The following is a 16,862-nucleotide window of genomic DNA, read 5'->3' as shown; positions in this document are numbered from 1 at the left end:
GCATCGAACTCGGGTGGTCGTAGTGCAATCTTGCGCCTGACAGAAAACACCTGTTCACTGCAGTCGTTTCACTACAAGCACGGAACTCGCCTGCGGCTCAGACAGCCGTGCTTGTGACGTTACACTCCTTTGTTCACTTACGGTGTTTTCTGTAGGTCGCTATCTTGCACCACTTCCCTTCCAGAGCTGGGCGATGCTTGTTACGGTACGCACGCTTGTTCATTTACGCTATTTTCTGAAGGCAGCTGTTCTACACCACTTCCCTTACAGAGTGGGGGCCGGGTTTTGCTGAGAGGAAGGGTTTACTGCACAGAGAAGGCGCCGGGTTGGGGAAGTTTCAGAATGTAGGTCTTTTTTGCCTTGTTGACCAGGGAAGTTTCACGCAGCCAGGGGTTGAGATCCTTCAGCTCGCGATAGGTTGCTCCGTGTTCTTTGGCAAAGTCGGCAAAATCATCAATGCTGCCGCTTACTTCTACGTCGTAGGTCGCGATGGGGGCGTAGAGATCGTCATTGCCCAGGTGAAAGCCAAATTCCTGGGGACGTAGAAGTATTTCCTTGATGGCCAGAATGCGGAAAACATAGCGCATGGTCTCTTCAGCCAGGAGTAATTCGTAGTAGTTGTCTGTTTTTTGTCGTTCAATTTGTCGCGTGATGCCGCGTACTCCGGCGTTGTAGGAGGCGGCTGCAAGGGTCCAGGAGCCAAAGCGTTCATAGGCATTCTTCAGGTACTTGCATGCTGCTGCCGTGCTTTTTTCGACGTGGTAGCGTTCGTCTACTTCGTTGTTGACTTCCAGACCGTAATCGCGGGCTGCTCCGGCTAAAAACTGCCACACGCCGGCTGCACCGGCGGGGGAAACGATCCGCTCCATAAAGCCGCTTTCAATTAATGCCAGATATTTGAAATCGGAGGGCAGGCCTTCCGCTTCGAGAATGGGCTCAATTATGGGAAAATAGCGATGGGCGCGTTTGATGAGTAAGAGGGTGGAAGATTGCCAGTAGGTGTTGACCAGCAACTCCCGGTCGTAGCTCTCGCGTACATAGCTCAGGTGCATGGGTACATCTTCTCCTGCAAAGCTGAGTTGTTCCGGCATAGGTAAGGCATGAATGCTGTAGTTCTGCCTGAATAAGTCAACCTCAGGAAGGGTTTCTGTCTCTGCCGGACGAGGCGGAGAGGAGTGAACAAAAAGAATAAAAACCAGCGCAAGGGCCAGTATGGTGGTGCTGAAGGATAGGATGTTAACGAGGGGGGACTTTGGATGCTTCTTCATACAAACGCTTCGATCAATTACTCACAGAGATACAAGAAGTGGTACGCCTTGTTTGGGAATTGGTTACAAAAACAGGGCATGGTCTGCCGGGTTTATTTATTTTGGGCTAATTTTGTAGTCAAAATTAGGGAAGATTATTGGAAAGCACCAAGCTTGGTGCTACAATTTTTTGGATATGGGAGCTGAAGAAGCAGTGCGGATAAATAAATACCTGAGTGAGGCTGGGTTTTGCTCGCGTCGTAAGGCCGATGCTTTGCTGGAGCAGGGGCGGATTACCATTAATGGGAAGAAGCCGGAAATGGGGACCAAGGTAAACCCCGGAGATGAGGTGCGGGTGAATGGTAAGTTGGTTGGTACGCCTAAGCAGAAACATGTTTACCTCATGTTGAATAAGCCGGTAGGAATTGTTTGTACCACCGACACGCGCCGCGAGAAGGACAACATCATCGATTTTATTGGTCATCCGGAACGAATATTTCCAATTGGCAGGCTCGACAAGCCCAGTGAGGGGCTGATATTGTTGACCAGCGATGGGGATATTGTGAATAAAGTGTTGCGGGCGCGCAACAATCACGAAAAGGAGTACATTGTGCAAGTAGACAAGCCCATTACGCAGACTTTTATTCGAAGGATGGGCGATGGGGTGCCTATTTTGGATACCGTTACGCGCAAATGCAAGGTGGAACAAATCGACCGCTTTACCTTTCGCATTATTCTAACCCAGGGCCTCAATCGTCAGATACGTCGTATGTGCGAGTTCCTGGGTTATGAGGTGGTGGCGCTTCAGCGGATTCGCATCATGAATATCAAGCTGGATGTGCCGGTGGGAAAATGGCGAGATCTCAGCAAAGAGGAGTTGACGGAGTTAAATCGCCTGATCTCGGGTTCGTCGAAGACGATGTAAGCGCAGTCTTCGGATAAACAGCAGCACAAAAGAAACTTTCAGGAGTAAGCCGCTGAGCGTGGCCGGCAGGGCAAAGGCCAGGGTGGCGGGTTCTTTCCGGAGCTGTGCGCCAAGAATGACCAGGGCCAGTCCCGCCAGCAAAAAAAGCATTTCGTAACCCGGACGAACTTTGTTTTTGCGCAGGGTCAATACCAGAAATAGAATCTTTACCATTCCACCTAAAGAAATAAGCACACTGGAGATCCAGGTCTCCGGTGTGCTTATTTTTAGTAGGATGCCGGAAATAATGAGTGTTAATCCGGTAAAAAATAGAACTTTAAAATCGCGCATGCTTCAATTTTGTTGCGCAAGATACGGATTTTATCGCAACAGACGAACAAAGTAAACCCCTCCTGCAATGGAATTGGGGGCGGCTTTAAAGGTCAGCTGCATTTTGCCCTTGTTGTTGGCGCTGATCAGCTCAGACGACAGGGGGTAGTCTACATCAAAAAATACATTACCCTTACTGCCATCAAGTTTAACGGTGGACAAAACCTGGCCATTGACCAATATATCGAAGTTTCGATTAGTGTCTCCGCCAAAATAGGTTACCCGTAAAGCTTTGGCTTCTTGATCGGGGTCGTTCAGTTCGTAAGAAAACCACCCGGTGGCGTGGCGCCAGTGACGGTCCATGTGTACGCCTGCTTCACTTCCTTCGGATTTAAAGTTGTGGTCCGATTCGGGCTGCTGCTGACCTGTGTCGATGTGGTCGATGGTTTGTGCTTCAAGCGCCATGGCAGCTTCTTCTTTTGCTTTTAGCAATTCTTTTTCTTCCTGAAGCGCTTCGGAGGTGGTGGTTTGCCAATACACGATGTAACGACTGTCGTGCACCTGATAAAAGGGTTTCAATTCCAGGGCTTCTGCTTCGGCAGGATGAACCAGATTGGTCAGTTGGAAATGCAGGGGGCGGTCTTTCACGGCCTTAATCTGGTTGATCCAGTTGTTTTGGTCGGTGAGCAGAACAGGGGCGTCTTCTCTTGAGATCAGCTTTCCGTGTGCAATGTGTCCCATTCTGGAGTCATCGGCAATTAATCCCTGTAAGTCCTCCTGTCCGGAGGGGGCTGCCAATACCACCGGTCCATGCAGCAGTGCCACGTAGGATGATCCGTCGGGCAGTTGTTCGGCGTAGGTGTAGGTATGGAAGGAGAGTTCTATTACATCGTTGTTTTGCCATTCGCGCTGAAGGGCGAGGTATTCACCTGCCTTACTATGTGCACGTACTTTTTTGCCGTTGACTGTCACTTCAATGGGCACTTTGTCGTTCCAGCCGGGGTGGCGTACAAAGATGGTCATGCTTTGCGTTTGTTCGGTTTCGATACGCAGCCTGGTTTTGTCTTCTTCCGGGAAATGGGTCTCCTGAGTCAGTTTTAGTCCTTTTTCCGCCCATGTGAGTTGTGCGGGCATAAAGAGATTAACATACAGGTTTTCGTTGTCGTGACTGAAAACCAACTCTCCGTATTTTGCGTGGTTCTCGATACCTGAACCCACGCAGCACCAGAAGGTTTCTTCGGGATTGGAATACACCCGGTAATGCTGAGGACGTACCGGGGTAAAGTACACCAGTCCACCATGCTCAGGATGCTGTGAGGCCAGAATGTGATTGTACATGGCACGCTCGTAAAAGTCGATGTAGCGTAGGTCGTTGCTGGCTTCATAAAGCTGCTTCGACAGCTTCATCATATTATAGGTGTTGCAGGTTTCAGGTCCTTCCCGGGTTTCTATCATAGATGAAAAATCGTCGGAGGGGTGGAAATGCTCGTGGGTGGAGTTGCCGCCTATGGCAATGCTGCGATTTTGAACCACTGTTTCCCAAAAGTAGCGACTGGCATCGTGCCAGGCGCTGTCTCCTTTAAGTCGCGCAATTTGCATAAAACCAATTACTTTCGGTATTTGGGTATTGGCGTGCATTCCTGTCAGCTTATCTTCGTGCCGAAGCAGGGGCTGTAATACCAGCTGGTGCGAGAAGCGTTCGGCCAGCTTGAGGTATTTCTCATTGCCGGTGGCTTTATATACCAAAGCAAAAACGTCGTTCATGCCTCCGTGCTCCGAAACCAGCATTTGCTGAATTTGTTCGTTGCTGAGGTCGGCGCTGATGTTAACAAAGTAATCGCTGAGTTTGATCAATATGTCGAGGGCCTGCTGACTGCCCGTGTACTGCCAGCTGTCGTAGAGTCCCGCAAATAATTTGTGAATGTTGTAAAGCGGCACCCACTTGCCGTTGAGCGAGAAAAGGCCGGCGTCAATTTTTCCTGCTGCTATATCTTCCCACATGGCCTTGCCGCCTGGGATCCCGCCTACATAGCCATCGGGGTCTGCTTCCTGGCAACGCTGTAATTCATCGAGCATATATTGCAAGCGTTCTGCCGCTTCCTGGTGGTCCATTGAAGCGGTCATCAGGGCCAGGGAGGTCAAATAGTGGCCGGCGGTATGTCCGTCCAGGCCGGTGTTTTCCCAATTGCCGTAGCGTTCGGCCTTGGGCTCCAGACCTGCTTCGGCCAAAAAGGGCGCAAGTAGGCGGTCGGGGTCGTGGGCCATAACATAGGCCGCGTTCTTTTCAGCAGCATGGGCGAAGGGCCCATCGAGCAAACGAACTGCTGAGAGTGGGAAGCTTTGGGTTTGGGAAGCGGGCTCCGGAGCTTGTTGCCGACAGCCAAAAGCCAAGGGCAATGCCAGCAGAAGAGCGAAAATGAACACTTGTTTTCTTTTCATGATTATTAGGAATTTGTCGTGCGTACTAGGCAGGTATAAAAATAGTAAAAAATACTTTAATGCATTTTAAGCCTTTGCCTGAACTTTATTTTATTTGTAATGTTGTGAATTTATTAAGTGCTACTTAAATATGCAAGTATGAATCGATTGATAGCTGTGGAAAAGCAGTCCGATATTTTTGCTTCTTACCGTAATACGCCTTTTGAGGCGCTTTTGTCTTACCATAATTTTCGGCAGCCTTTTCCGGAGTATGTTCAGGCTGAACTTTTGGTAAGTATGTGTATGGACAACCGAAATCAACTGCACATCCCCAATAATTTTGCTTATATATTGCGTTCGGGTGGGGCCAATTTGCGGCACAACGAATTTAAGGTTTCCTATGCCGTGGCTGTTGGCGGAGTTCGGTATTTGGCCATTATTGCCCACAGTCAGTGCGGCATGGTTAATCTGCATGAGCGAAAAGATTTGTTTATTGATGGCTTGGTGAGCAATGCCGGATGGGATCGGGAATTTGCCGAGGATCATTTCAATCAATTCTCCCCCATATTTGAAATTGGGAACGAAATAGACTTTCTTTTATCGGAAGTGGCTCGTTTGCGCAATCGCTACCCGGGCATAGCCATTGCTCCTTTTTATTATCGGGTGGAGGATCACCATTTGTATCAGGTGCTGGAATAAAAAAAGAGCTTGTTGCCTTTTTGGCAAACAAGCTCTTTTTTGTTGCGGGGATTTGGGGGCTTACTCCACCCAAATGCGACGTACGCTCATATCCACCGGTTGTGGGTGGTCTTGTCGAACCGAAAACTGGAGGGTTTCCATTCGATGCAAATCGGCTTGGTATTGTTCTGCTGCCTGGTGAAAAAATGGCATAAAGTCGGGGTAGGGTCTCTTGATCAGGACGAATGCGCCTTGCTCAAGTTGCTCAAGGGGCAGCCGCAGTTCTTTTTCCCCAGGTTGTAAGCGGGCCTTTATGGTAAAGGCCACGCCCCTGTCGTCAATCAGTCCCACCTCTAAATTCAATGCCTGGGTTCCTTTGTTTTCTGCGGCGATGCAGAGTTCTTTTTTGTGCGCCAGCTCTGCTGTTCTACCACCTGTTTGTTGCTTAAAGAAGAATTTAAAGCTGAAGTCGTGAACGGTATTTCCTTTGTGTTGGTATTGCGGCAGATGGTCCATGCTCATGTGCCAGGCGGCATTGTTTAAGCCTTCGGGAAGCAATTCCAGTCCCGGGTGCCATTGGTGTAAGGTGGTTTCAAGGTGCATTGCCGCATCCCACAAAAGTAAGGGGGCTTCTTTAGTGGTGAAGCGCGCCTCGTATTGTTGTTTCCAATTGTGTTTCCAGTCGCCTGGGCGACTGGGACTTGCTCCCGGAAAGGTGAGGGTCGAATCGGGCCATTCGGCAACTATGCTGTAGCGCAATAGTCCTTCGGTGGTCATGCTGCTGTCCAGCTCCACCCGATAGCGATCTTGTCCCAGGTAGCTGGCCTTTAATTCTGCCGGATGCCTATTTCCCAAAAATGCGACACTTACCTGTGTGGGCTGCTGGTCGGCAATCAACTCAAAATCGAGGGTGGCGGTATGTCCGGCTGTATGGTTGCGGGGACTATAGTTGTGGAGAACAGGTGCGGGTAAGTTGGCTTTTGGTGCAACAAACTCATTGAGGACAAAGCGACCCAGGTCCGCATGGTTTTGAATACTGGTTTTGTTGGCCTTGTGTTTTAAGAGGTAAACGCCGGGCTGTATTATAAAGTGTCCGTCGTCAGCCTGCGCACGCAGCTGGTTGCCTTCATTCCTCCCTTCTATCTTAAAATCCGGCCCCAGATCTTCCAGCGAAATGGTCATGGCGCGTTCCTGCCAGGTGACTGCTGCTGCCTGGCGGAGTGGACTTGCAGGGGCATAAGGGTCGTCAATTTGATGGGCGTCGGGCATGACTTCCAGTCGCCACAGACCTTTTTCTATTTTGTCTAAGAAGTAGGCTCCTTTTCCATCGTAGGCTACCAAAGGAGAAGAGCCATAGCCGGCCACTTGTTCCAGTTTCTTTGCTGCGGGAGGCTGGGTTGAGGTGTTGTTCGAGTAGAAGAACTGTTTTTCGTTTACCCACTCACTTAGGTCCTCGCTGTAGCTGATGCGGGCATCGCCAAAGACCAGATTGTTGGGCAGTTGACCATAATCTTTATACCTGGGCAGATGGCGAAATACTTCCCCTGCAATTTTCAGTCCCAGTGCCTTTTGTGGGGCGTAGGGCAGACTCATATAATGGGTGCCGTAGTTGGTGTTGTAGGGGGCTAAAAACTGGGCATCGTAATCGAAGTGGGTGGCCAATTGCATGCCAGCCGTTCTGAAACTCCTGGCCATAGCCGGGTACATATAGGCTTGCCCGATATCGGCGGGGTCAAACTCATAAACGATCTTTACTTGTTTTTTAAAGTCCTCGTTTTCGCCAAAGGGAAGGTAGTATTCGTCGACATGTGGTAAAAAATTCCCTTGCAATTGATGGTTGGCCACCAGGTTGGTGGGGTACCATTGAAAGGTTCCTCCCTGGACCTCGGCATCGAGATAGGCTTCCAGTAAGTGAATGCTGTGGCTCATGTTGTAGAGGATGGGTGTAGGGGTCCCCGTCGACCGCATGGCGGCCACCATCCGGTTAATGTAGGTGCGGACTTCCTCCACACTGCCGCCGTGGTGGGGTTCATTGCTGACTTCAAAGGCCAGTATGGAGGGGTCCTCACGATAGGCCAGGCCCGTATAGGGATTAACGTGATCGAGAAATTGTTGCAGGTAGTGCTCCTGGGCCCGAATGGCATCGGGGTGGGTAAGGCATGCAGCCTTTCCGTATTTGGTGGCAAAGCCGGGTGTGGCCTCGTCGGGTTCGGGCCAGCCGTTGCCCCAAAAGGCAATGGGGGTAAGGACGAAGCGGAAGCCTCGCTGCTTCATTTTATGGAAGGTGTAATCGAACAATTGCAGGTGCTCATTGGCTAAGAGGTTGCCCAGGGTGTCGCTTATTTCCGTATCCCAAATATGCACCCGATACAAATCAAGCCCCAAACGTGTCATGTGGTAGATGTCGTTGTCTATGGCCGTCTCGGGAGACACACCCATGCGCCTGGCCATGCGGTAAGCATGGGCAAAAGGCAGTGAGTAATTGGCGCCAAAGGCAGTGATTTCAGCATCGTTGCTTATTTGGCGCAACACGCCTTGCTTATCGGCATAGCTGCCCTGGCGGGAACTGCTCTGTGCCATTAAAAATAACGGGCTTAGGGAGAGAAGAAGTGTAATGATTACTTTGTGCATGGTGTTTACCTTTTAAAGAGGAAGATACAAAATTCGGGCACTTTCTTTACCCTTACAAAAAAGTTGCCTGTGTGAAGTTAAAGAAACAGGGGCCTGAGCCCCTGTTTCTTATCCCAGTGTAAAGGGCTTATATAGCTTCAAAGGTGATGCTGTGTGTGTTGAAATCCACCTTCAGCAAATAGTTGCCGTTTTCCAGATCGTAGTTGATGTTGGCGCCCTTGTATAAAAGACCACCTTCGTCGGCACCGAAAATCAGGTTCCAGTCGTTGTTCAACAGGATTTGGAAACCCCACTCAGAGGGTGCGCTGATGCTGACTTCAGCCGTAAAAACGCCCGGGGTTTCACCAGCAGTCAGGAGACTAATGTCTGCCCAATCGTCGTTGAGGCCGCTGTAGCCCACTTCGCTTACTTCGGTATATTGATAACTGAGGTTTTTTAGGTCGGTCTCAATCAGCCAGAGTCCCGCTTCCGGAGCAGCAATGTTCCCTGCCTCAGATGGCGGAGGCATCAGGGAGCCCGCTGTTTCGCCTTGCTTGTATTCGCTGCCCCAGTTTTCAGCTTCCAGCATCATCACATAGCCCCATTCGGAATCTACATTAACAATACCAGCAAAAGTAGAGTCCAGGTCGCTCTGAAGACGCAGATACGTGTCGAAAGTCCACCCTCCGCGAATCAAATCGTCGATACCAGGCAGGTACAGTTTGTCGCTGATGGGGTCTTCAATCACAACCTCGCCCTGTTCGAGGGTATAACGAAGGTTGGCTGGATCGGCCAGGTGAAGGGTCAGGGTATAGGTACCTGCCTCATTTACGGTAAAGCTGCTGCCGCTTTCGGTGAGCTGGTAGTCCAGCTTGTTGTCGCTGGTCGGTATAAAATTAATCTCACCATCTGCAGCCGCTTCATCGTTGGTGCCGGTACTCACGTTGTAGGTTTTTGTGCTGCTGCCAACGGTAAAGGAGGCTCCGGCAGTCTCCGCAGTAAAGGTCAACATCCAGGCGGTTTCAGCCTTTAGGTAAGTGAAATCTCCGGCAATATCGCCGCTGGCTTGTAATCCCTGCAATAAAGTGGCCGACCATTCGCCATCTAAGGTGTTAACGGTGCTGAGGTAGCAACCACCTACTCCCGGAAACCATAGGTTCCAGTGGCTGGCTGTTTCGCTGCTCAGGCGAAATTCGTTGCCGTCCTCACCCACATTGCCCCATAGGGTTCCGTCGCCTTCCTTCATAAACCAGTTGCCCCAGGCTGTAGCATTCATAAACCCACTGTAAACGCCATTGCTGTTGGGCGAGTACAAATAGCCGCTGGCTTCTCCCTCTGCATTCACAATAAAGCCTTTGCTCATGTCGGTCTCAAAGGGTGTAACCGCAACAGTTAAAATGTTGCTGTAAACCGCATCGGTGTTTTTACCCAGAGCCATATTGGCCCGGAAATACAGTGGGGCAGCCGTTCCTGCTTCCAGACCCAATTCCAGAGCCAGCGTGTTTAAAGCCAAGCCCTTTAAGGTGTGCGGGTTGCCGCTGGGACTCACGATGCTGAATGAGGCAAAGTCCTCGCTGGCCGAAACTTCTATTTCAACCAGCGGAATGGAGGAGGGCGCCTTCATAGAAGGATCGCTCAGAACCAGTTCGCTTTCGGTCCAGCCAAGCGCCAAAACCGCAGCTTCCTGATTGTCGGCCGTAATTTCTACCGTGTTGTTGTTGGCTGTTAATTGGCCGGCCTCGAAACCCGAAACCGTAATTAAATCGCCATCTTTTTCGCAGGCTGCCAAAGCCAGCAAAAGAAAAAGCGCCGGAATATATTTAATGAATCGTTTCATCTTTATCAGGTTTAGTATTAGTAATCTTCATTAAAAAGGTTGGGGTTGGCCGACAGCTCTGTGGCCGGAATGGGGTAGATGCGGTAGCGTTGATCTACAGCCTTGCCGTCTTTTACTCCGCCCTTCCATTGCCAAAGGTATTTGTCGCTTGTAAAGGCGTCGAAACGAATCAGGTCCGTGCGTCGCACCGCCTCCCAATACAGCTCTCTTCCCCTTTCGTCCAAAAAGAATTTAAAAGGAATGCCATCCACCGTAGCACTCAGGTCGTTCAGACTGACTTCAGGTGCATTTCGGTTGATGCGCAGTTCGTTAACCAGGTCCAGGGCCTGATCAAGACCGGTATTGCTTCTCAAAGCCGCTTCGGCATACATCAGATAGGCATCGGCCAGGCGGAATAGCGGAAAATCGATGTCCACCCCGTCGGTATCTGTGTCCGAAGCCACCGTGCCGTCGTCGGCACGGTTGTCCCATTTTACCACAAAAAAACCTCCACTGCGGTCGCTTACGCCACCATCCATATATTGATTCTGGCCTTCGGAATAAAAGAGCGCCCGATCGTCGGTGCTGCCTTCAAACAAGGCCGGAATTTCGCCACGTACCCTAAACATACTCCAGGCACTGGCTACTCCAAGGGTTTCAGCTGCCGGACCAAAGTCGGTATCTACCTGTCCACAAGCCAGGTAGGTAGTGGCGCCCCAGGAAACAACATTGCGGCTGTCCACCACCAGCGGAAAAATAATTTCCTGGCCTGCGCCCACCCGCTTATGGTTATCGGCATTAAAAAGTTTGTTGTAATCGGGCTCCAGGGCATAACCTTCGTCCAGCACCTTTTGCGCATAGGTCATACAAGCTTCATAGTGCTCGCCGGCCCCATAAGTCTCCGCATTTAAGTACATGCGGGCCAGAAGCATCCAGGCTGCTCCACGCGGTGTACGTCCGTACTCGGTATTGGCCGCTGAGGGCAATATTTCACCAACGGCTTTCAGCTCGGTTTCCAAAAAGTTAAAAATATCCTTCGCCTCCCAGCGCTCCGGCAATTGCGAGCTGCCAATTAGACTTTCGTCGGCAAACGGAATGTGGTGGAAAAGATCCATGGCATGAAAATAGGCCAGTGCACGCAAAAAGCGTGCTTCTGCACGGTACCTGCGAATGTTTTCCTGGTCGGACTCCCCAAAGCCGGCAATGCGTTCGTCGGTACTGTTTTTTAAGAACTCATTACACAGCGAAATGGAATAGTACGAACGGTAGTACATATCTGCTACCCAGGAATCCTGCGCGTCCCAGCTCAGGTAAGTGAGGTTTCCAATGTTGTCCCCCTCGATCCAGGTAGAGCCCAGTTCGTCGGTTCCCGCCTCCTGCATATTAAAATAGCAACGCATGTAATCGTAGCCGTTGTTGCTGCTCAAATCTTCATCTTCGCCCCCTTTACCTTGTCCTGCAGTGACAAAAGAAGCGTAACACTTGGCCAGTGCACTTAGGTAGTTTTCGGGTTGGTCGTAAACCGTTTTAGAGGTCTCCTCAATATTGGGATATTGCTCAAGGTCGTTGGTGCAGGCCGAAAAGGTAGCCAAAGCTGCCAACACCACGGAAAATATCTTTATTTTTTTCATTTTAGCTCTTTATTAGGTGTTTTTTCCAAATTAAAACTGCAGTCCCAGATTCAGTGAAAAAATGCGGGGACGTGGATAAAAGGAAAGGTCCATGCCATTCGGGACTTCCGGATCTACACCGCTGTACTCGGTCAGGGTAAAGACGTTTTGCACCATGGCGCTCATGTTCAGATTAATACGGTGAGCAATTTCGCCGAAGTTATAACCTACGGTCAGATTGTCCATTTTCAGGAAGGAGGCATTTTCCACATAGTAGTCCGACAAGTATTGGCGACTGTTGAATCCCGTTTTTAAGAAGCTGGTGTGCAGGTTGTTCAGCTGGTAGGCGTTGTACGACATGGTGCCCAATGCGCCAGTATTCATGGCCATACCGTTGTACACATAATTGCCCAGGTTGGCCCGTAAGCTGGTACTCATGCTCCATTTTTTGTAACGCAAAGAGGTGCTGAAACCCAGGATGTAATCAGGCGCAGGCGAATGGTAGCGGTACAAGTCGTCGGTGTTGATTAAGTCGTTGCGGTCTACATCGGCATAAGCCCCTTCAATGGGACTGCCTTGCTCATCGTACAGTTGGTGGTACACGTAAAACATATTGGGTGCATAGCCTTCGGTCAGGACCTGAAAATAGTAGCTGTCGATGGTTGGGCCAACCGAAGTGTTTGTGATTTCGGCGCCATCTATAATCGACAGGTTTTTAATGGTCTGGCTTAGCCAGGTGGCATTTACACTCAGGTCCCATCCCCAATCATCCGTGGCTACGGGTGTCGCCATCAAGCTCACCTCCCAGCCCTCGCTGTCCACATTGCCCACATTGGTCAAAATGATTTTGTCGAAGTTTGTTCCCGCCGGGGAGGGTACACGGGCCAACAAGTCCTCCGTTTTTCGGGTATAGTATTCTACCGAACCCGACAGGCGATTGTTGAAAAAGCCAAAGTCGAGTCCGTAGTTGAAAGCTTTGGTTGTTTCCCATTTCAAGTCGGCTACATAAGCTTCGGGTCGGTAGGTGTTGACTGGCGTGTTGCCAAAAATGTACTGGGCGCCGGTTTGACTGATGGTGTACACAGGTAGGTAGCCGTAGTTGCCAATGCCTTCCTGTTGACCGGTAATACCGTAGCTGGCACGTAGTTTAAGGTTGCTCAAAGCTTGAACATGGCGCAAAAAACCTTCTTCGGACAAGCGCCAGGCAAGCGCCAGAGAAGGGAAGGTGCCCCAACGGTTTTCTTCGCTGAAACGCGAAGTCCCATCCCGACGAATGGTTGCTGTGACCAGATATTTGGAGGCCAAGGAGTAATTGGCGCGGCCGTAATACGAGAGCAAAACATGCCGCTGATCTTCGGCTTTAATGGGGTTTTGTGAAACCCCTGCCACATTCAGCTCATCGAAAAAGGGCGAGTTGCTCTTCCAGCTTTGGTAGTCGTAACCAGCAGTTAGATCCAGCGTACTGTTGATCCCGGTTAAATCTCTGTTATAGTTCAGGTAAGTGGTCAACAGTCGGTTTTCTTTTTCCTCGGGCCCATAGCTGTAATCGCGACCGCCGGAAACGTAGTATTGAGCGGCAAAATCGGGGACATAAACGTCTCCCTCTCCCTTGGCAAAATCGTAGCCCAGGGTGGTTTGCCAACGTAAATCTGGTAAAAAATGAAACCGATAGTTAATATCCAGGTTGGTGATGAGCCGTTGAATGGTACTGGATGAGTTGTAAAATTCAACCAGAGACGCCGGATTGATGACGCCGGAGGTTACAGGACTTCCATCGCTGTTAATGGCTTCGTTGTAGCCGCCAAAATTCTCATTTTGTGAATAAACAGGCTGCGTGGGATTAAAAGTCGTTGCCGCCCAAATGGCATCGGTGGCCGCAAATTGGTTGTTGTTGAGTGAGCCCTTTAATCCGAGATTCAGTTTCAGGTGGTCATCAAAGAGCGCTGGTGAAAGCGACAGGCTTCCTGTAATCCTTTCCGCCTGGTCGTATTTCAATATTCCATTTTGATTGTAATAGCCTATGGAAAAGCGGTAGGGCAGTTGATAGGCTTCGCCCGACATGCTGAAGTTGTTGTCGGTGCCAAAGGCCATTTGGTATATCTCGTCGTTCCAGTTGGTGTTTTGGCTGCCCAGCAAAGCCTGTTGGTCAGCTGAACCAAAGTTGTTTACTACTGTGCGAAATTCTTCGGCCGACAACATTTCGGGCAGCTTGGTTTTCATCTGCAGCGAATTGGTTGTGCTGAAATTTAGACGAGTTTTGCCCCCTTCACCTTTTTTGGTGGTAATCAGGATAACACCGTTGGATGCTCTGGAGCCGTAAATGGCTGTGGCCGAAGCATCTTTTAAAACCGTCATGCTTTCGATGTCGTTGGGATTGATCAGACTCAGGAAATTGTTGCTATTACCACTGATTCCGCCCGATTCGAGGGGAACACCGTCGAGTACAATCAGCGGATCGTTGCTGGCATTAAGTGACGCGCCACCCCTTATTCGTATGGTTGATCCGGCCGTGGGTGAACCCCCGCCCGATGTGATCTGTACCCCCGATACCTTGCCGTTGATCAATTGTTCGGGAGAGCCAATGATGCCCTGATTAAAGTCCTTGCTGCTGACGTTCGAAACGGCGCCCGTAAGGTCGCCCTTGCGCTGCATCCCGTAGCCAATGACCACCACCTCGTCGAAACTGATGAATTCCGGTTGCAGTTCAAAATCGATCCTAAATCGACCCGAAACAGGCACCCGCTGCGTCTGAAAACCCAGGTAGGAGACCATTAAGGTATCGCTGTCGCTTACTGAAATTGAGTACTGACCGTCTATGTTGGTCACCGCACCCCTGGTGGAGCCCTCAACTACCACGGCAGCTCCCGGTATGGGCTCCATGCTTCCGGCTTCGGTAATGGTGCCGGTCACCGTTCTTTGTTGTGCCGATAGCACCAGGGCCATGCTCCATAAAAAGAAGAGCAAACCCCATCGTCTGTTGTTACTGTTTTTCATCAGATAAGTGATTTTGAAGTTTAAGGTGAATCGTTTGCGTTGGTATTGGAAGGGTGGCGCAGGTGGCCACCAGTTCAATTTGTTGTTCCAAACCGGTTTGTAAAAAGACCGATGCGGTGCCGGCTGTACTTTTGGCAGGGTTGGGACCGAGCAGTATGGCATCGCCACCCACCCTAAAGAGGACCTCCTGTTCCGATTCAGGTACCAGGGTCCCTTGGACATCGGACAAGTGGGCATGTACCACCAACAAGTCGCCATGGGTTTGTGCAGCCAAGCCCTGGTCGTTGATCTCCAATTTTAAGCTGTGCGCTTTTAAGGGGGTACGAACCGAGGTCGATACCACAGCCTGGTTGTTTATAAACCCTTGAGCTTCTAGCGTTCCCGGGTGAAACTCGTCGAGCATGAAGGTGAAAGGGGGCTGTTGCAAATGGGCCACCTCGGAGTAGGAATCAGGCCTTTGTCGTCCGTAGGCTAATCCGTTTACAATCAGTTCCACCTCCTGGCAATTGCTGTACACCTTCACTTTTCGTCCATCGGATTGTCGATTAAAATGGTGAATGTGTACAAATGGAGACAGTTCCTGTTGAGTGCTGCCATTTTGACTTTTACTGAGAAAGTAGCTCTCTCTTTTTCGTCGAAATACATCGGTCAGTGCTTCGCTGGTTCCTGTGTTTTGGAGCACGGTGTCTACAAACAACACTGTGCCGACCTCCTCCTTTGTGGTCAGCACTAAGTGCTCTTTTTCCAATGCTTTTAGTAAGTCGGGAGCCGGGGAACAGTCTTCCCCCCGGTAACTGATGGCATTGAATCCAGCCCTTTTTATCATTCTCAAATCCCTTTGGTAAGCGCTAAGGGGCGCCTGCCTCAAATTATAGGGAAAAACGGGGATGTAGGCAATGCTGCGCAACGATGCCGAATCGGGCACCGCCACTAATGTCTCAGTGCCTTCGGCCGGTTTCGACGCTTCTTTTATGTTTGCATTCTGCATACAGGCACTCAACAAAAAGCTGCCTGCAAGCAGAATCTTCAGCATCCCTTCGTAGCTCATCCTTATTCTGTTTGATAGGGGTGATTCAGATAATCCAGTACGCTGGTAGCCCGTCCCTGGAAATCAAAAAAGGCCACGTTCTCCCACGACGATCCGGTTCCCCAGCCATCGTTCATGGTAGAGCTGATCCATGCCGGTTCCCAGTAGATGATGCCAAGTGCCCCTGCATCCATCATGTTTTGGTTGAGTGCAATCATGAAATCTTTCTGACCTTCTACCGAATAGGCGAAGTCCTTCACCGGCTCCTGGTCGTAATAAATGTTGTTGTAGCTGTCGTTGTTTTGCGTGGTAAAAGGATAGGCGGTCTCCACCACCATAAAATCTTTTTTATGGCTTGTTCGTAAATTGCTGATGAGGGCCGGTAATGCATCAAAACTCACGGTGTTGTGCCAAATGTGGTAAAACGACACGCCCATAATATCGAAGTCGGTCACTCCTGCCTTGGCCATCACATCCCGTGTCCAGTATTCCAGGTTTTTAGGGTCGGCCACATGCAAAATGATTTGGGTCTTTTTTCCACTCAGTGCATCCATGTCGCGCACCGCTTGTATGCCCGCATTAACAATGGCGCCAAAGTTGCTCCAATTGCCCTTGCAAACATCCAGACTGGGAAAGCCATCGGGGAGATTGGTGCGCAGCATTCCACAATTGGTTTCGTTTCCTATTTGGACCAATTCGGGCAACAGTCCCTCCTCATGCAGATGCAGCAGGGTGTTGTAGGTATAGGCATAAACCGAATCACTGAGTACATCAATGGTTTTTATTGCCTCCCAGGCCTTTGGAACTTCCTGGTGACTGGGATCGGCCCAGGTGTCGGAGTAATGAAAGTCGAGCAATACCTGCATTCCGGCAAACTTGGCCCGTCTGATGCTCTTTTCAACATCTTTTAATCCGCTGTAGGTGTTGCCGCGCGTGTTTTCCGGGGTATGCCAAATGCGCAAACGGGCCAGATTGGCTCCCTTTTGTGCCAGAAAGATATAAGGTTCAATAACTTCTCCTTCATCATCGCGGTAAATGCCGCCATTGTCTTCTACCTGATTGACGTACGACAAATCTACCCCATGATAATAAGCAGCAGTAGCTTCAGTTGGGTTTTCAGGGTCGGTGGGCGTGGGGTTCGGATCGTCTTTTTCGCCGCCGCAACCAAGAAAAAATAAGCCCGAAAGGACCATGCTCAGCAAATAAGGGCGTTTTTTAGTCAGCATAT

Annotated in this window: 11 protein-coding genes; 2 read left to right on the top strand and 9 right to left on the bottom strand. The window is 50.2% G+C overall.

Annotated features, from left to right (window positions below; translation table 11 throughout):
• Nucleotides 1–302: 302 nt before the first annotated feature.
• Nucleotides 303–1,268, bottom strand: coding sequence for a lytic transglycosylase domain-containing protein (locus B4W65_RS15355; protein WP_088656058.1), 966 nt, complete (start codon nucleotides 1,266–1,268; stop codon nucleotides 303–305).
• Between the two features lie 175 nt (nucleotides 1,269–1,443).
• Between B4W65_RS15355 and rluF the strand changes: the two genes are divergently transcribed.
• Nucleotides 1,444–2,172, top strand: a complete 729-nt coding sequence (gene rluF / locus B4W65_RS15350) for a 23S rRNA pseudouridine(2604) synthase RluF (RefSeq protein ID WP_088656057.1) — start codon at nucleotides 1,444–1,446, stop codon at nucleotides 2,170–2,172.
• Here rluF and B4W65_RS15345 read toward each other — a convergent pair.
• Nucleotides 2,134–2,502: a hypothetical protein gene (locus tag B4W65_RS15345; protein WP_088656056.1), complete on the bottom strand. Its 369-nt coding sequence runs from the start codon at nucleotides 2,500–2,502 to the stop codon at nucleotides 2,134–2,136. The two genes, rluF and B4W65_RS15345, sit on opposite strands and share 39 nt — an antisense overlap.
• Nucleotides 2,503–2,532: 30 nt before the next feature.
• Complete coding sequence (locus B4W65_RS15340; protein ID WP_088656055.1) at nucleotides 2,533–4,920, bottom strand: glycoside hydrolase family 127 protein; 2,388 nt, start codon at nucleotides 4,918–4,920, stop codon at nucleotides 2,533–2,535.
• A gap of 138 nt (nucleotides 4,921–5,058) precedes the next feature.
• Here B4W65_RS15340 and B4W65_RS15335 point away from each other — a divergent pair, with 138 nt between their 5' ends.
• A complete protein-coding gene (locus tag B4W65_RS15335) occupies nucleotides 5,059–5,598 on the top strand; it encodes a carbonic anhydrase (protein ID WP_088656054.1) in 540 nt (179 codons plus the stop codon).
• 60 nt (nucleotides 5,599–5,658) lie between these two features.
• Here B4W65_RS15335 and B4W65_RS15330 read toward each other — a convergent pair whose 3' ends face one another.
• The 6 genes from B4W65_RS15330 to B4W65_RS15305 form a co-directional block, all read right to left on the bottom strand.
• Nucleotides 5,659–8,208: a glycoside hydrolase family 5 protein gene (locus tag B4W65_RS15330; protein ID WP_146697811.1), complete on the bottom strand. Its 2,550-nt coding sequence runs from the start codon at nucleotides 8,206–8,208 to the stop codon at nucleotides 5,659–5,661.
• A 127-nt stretch (nucleotides 8,209–8,335) separates the two neighbouring features.
• Nucleotides 8,336–10,024 (bottom strand): DUF5114 domain-containing protein, encoded by a 1,689-nt coding sequence (locus B4W65_RS15325; RefSeq protein ID WP_088656052.1) that lies wholly within the window; start codon nucleotides 10,022–10,024, stop codon nucleotides 8,336–8,338.
• 17 nt (nucleotides 10,025–10,041) lie between these two features.
• Complete coding sequence (locus B4W65_RS15320; RefSeq protein WP_088656051.1) at nucleotides 10,042–11,634, bottom strand: RagB/SusD family nutrient uptake outer membrane protein; 1,593 nt, start codon at nucleotides 11,632–11,634, stop codon at nucleotides 10,042–10,044.
• A 30-nt stretch (nucleotides 11,635–11,664) separates the two neighbouring features.
• A complete protein-coding gene (locus tag B4W65_RS15315; RefSeq protein ID WP_088656050.1) occupies nucleotides 11,665–14,607 on the bottom strand; it encodes a SusC/RagA family TonB-linked outer membrane protein in 2,943 nt (980 codons plus the stop codon).
• On the bottom strand, nucleotides 14,594–15,655 hold the full coding sequence (locus B4W65_RS15310; protein WP_088656049.1) for a DUF4982 domain-containing protein: 1,062 nt from the start codon (nucleotides 15,653–15,655) through the stop codon (nucleotides 14,594–14,596). The genes B4W65_RS15315 and B4W65_RS15310 overlap by 14 nt, the downstream gene beginning before the upstream one ends.
• Before the next feature lie 2 nt (nucleotides 15,656–15,657).
• On the bottom strand, nucleotides 15,658–16,860 hold the full coding sequence (locus B4W65_RS15305; protein WP_088656048.1) for a glycoside hydrolase family 53 protein: 1,203 nt from the start codon (nucleotides 16,858–16,860) through the stop codon (nucleotides 15,658–15,660).
• Between the last annotated feature and the right edge of the window lie 2 nt (nucleotides 16,861–16,862).

The organism is Geofilum rhodophaeum, from assembly GCF_002210225.1.
Classification (GTDB): Bacteria; Bacteroidota; Bacteroidia; order Bacteroidales; family Marinilabiliaceae; genus Geofilum; species Geofilum rhodophaeum.
This window is presented reverse-complemented; position numbering and strand designations above follow the sequence as displayed.

What these genes read in the sequence shown, in the direction of transcription:
- B4W65_RS15315 (WP_088656050.1), bottom strand. Translation starts at nt 14,607, where the DNA reads ATGAAAAACAGTAACAACAGACGATGGGGTTTGCTCTTCTTTTTATGG.
- B4W65_RS15340 (WP_088656055.1), bottom strand. Translation starts at nt 4,920, where the DNA reads ATGAAAAGAAAACAAGTGTTCATTTTCGCTCTTCTGCTGGCATTGCCC.
- B4W65_RS15325 (WP_088656052.1), bottom strand. Translation starts at nt 10,024, where the DNA reads ATGAAACGATTCATTAAATATATTCCGGCGCTTTTTCTTTTGCTGGCT.
- B4W65_RS15310 (WP_088656049.1), bottom strand. Translation starts at nt 15,655, where the DNA reads ATGAGCTACGAAGGGATGCTGAAGATTCTGCTTGCAGGCAGCTTTTTG.
- rluF (WP_088656057.1), top strand. Translation starts at nt 1,444, where the DNA reads ATGGGAGCTGAAGAAGCAGTGCGGATAAATAAATACCTGAGTGAGGCT.
- B4W65_RS15345 (WP_088656056.1), bottom strand. Translation starts at nt 2,502, where the DNA reads ATGCGCGATTTTAAAGTTCTATTTTTTACCGGATTAACACTCATTATT.
- B4W65_RS15330 (WP_146697811.1), bottom strand. Translation starts at nt 8,208, where the DNA reads ATGCACAAAGTAATCATTACACTTCTTCTCTCCCTAAGCCCGTTATTT.
- B4W65_RS15305 (WP_088656048.1), bottom strand. Translation starts at nt 16,860, where the DNA reads ATGCTGACTAAAAAACGCCCTTATTTGCTGAGCATGGTCCTTTCGGGC.
- B4W65_RS15355 (WP_088656058.1), bottom strand. Translation starts at nt 1,268, where the DNA reads ATGAAGAAGCATCCAAAGTCCCCCCTCGTTAACATCCTATCCTTCAGC.
- B4W65_RS15335 (WP_088656054.1), top strand. Translation starts at nt 5,059, where the DNA reads ATGAATCGATTGATAGCTGTGGAAAAGCAGTCCGATATTTTTGCTTCT.
- B4W65_RS15320 (WP_088656051.1), bottom strand. Translation starts at nt 11,634, where the DNA reads ATGAAAAAAATAAAGATATTTTCCGTGGTGTTGGCAGCTTTGGCTACC.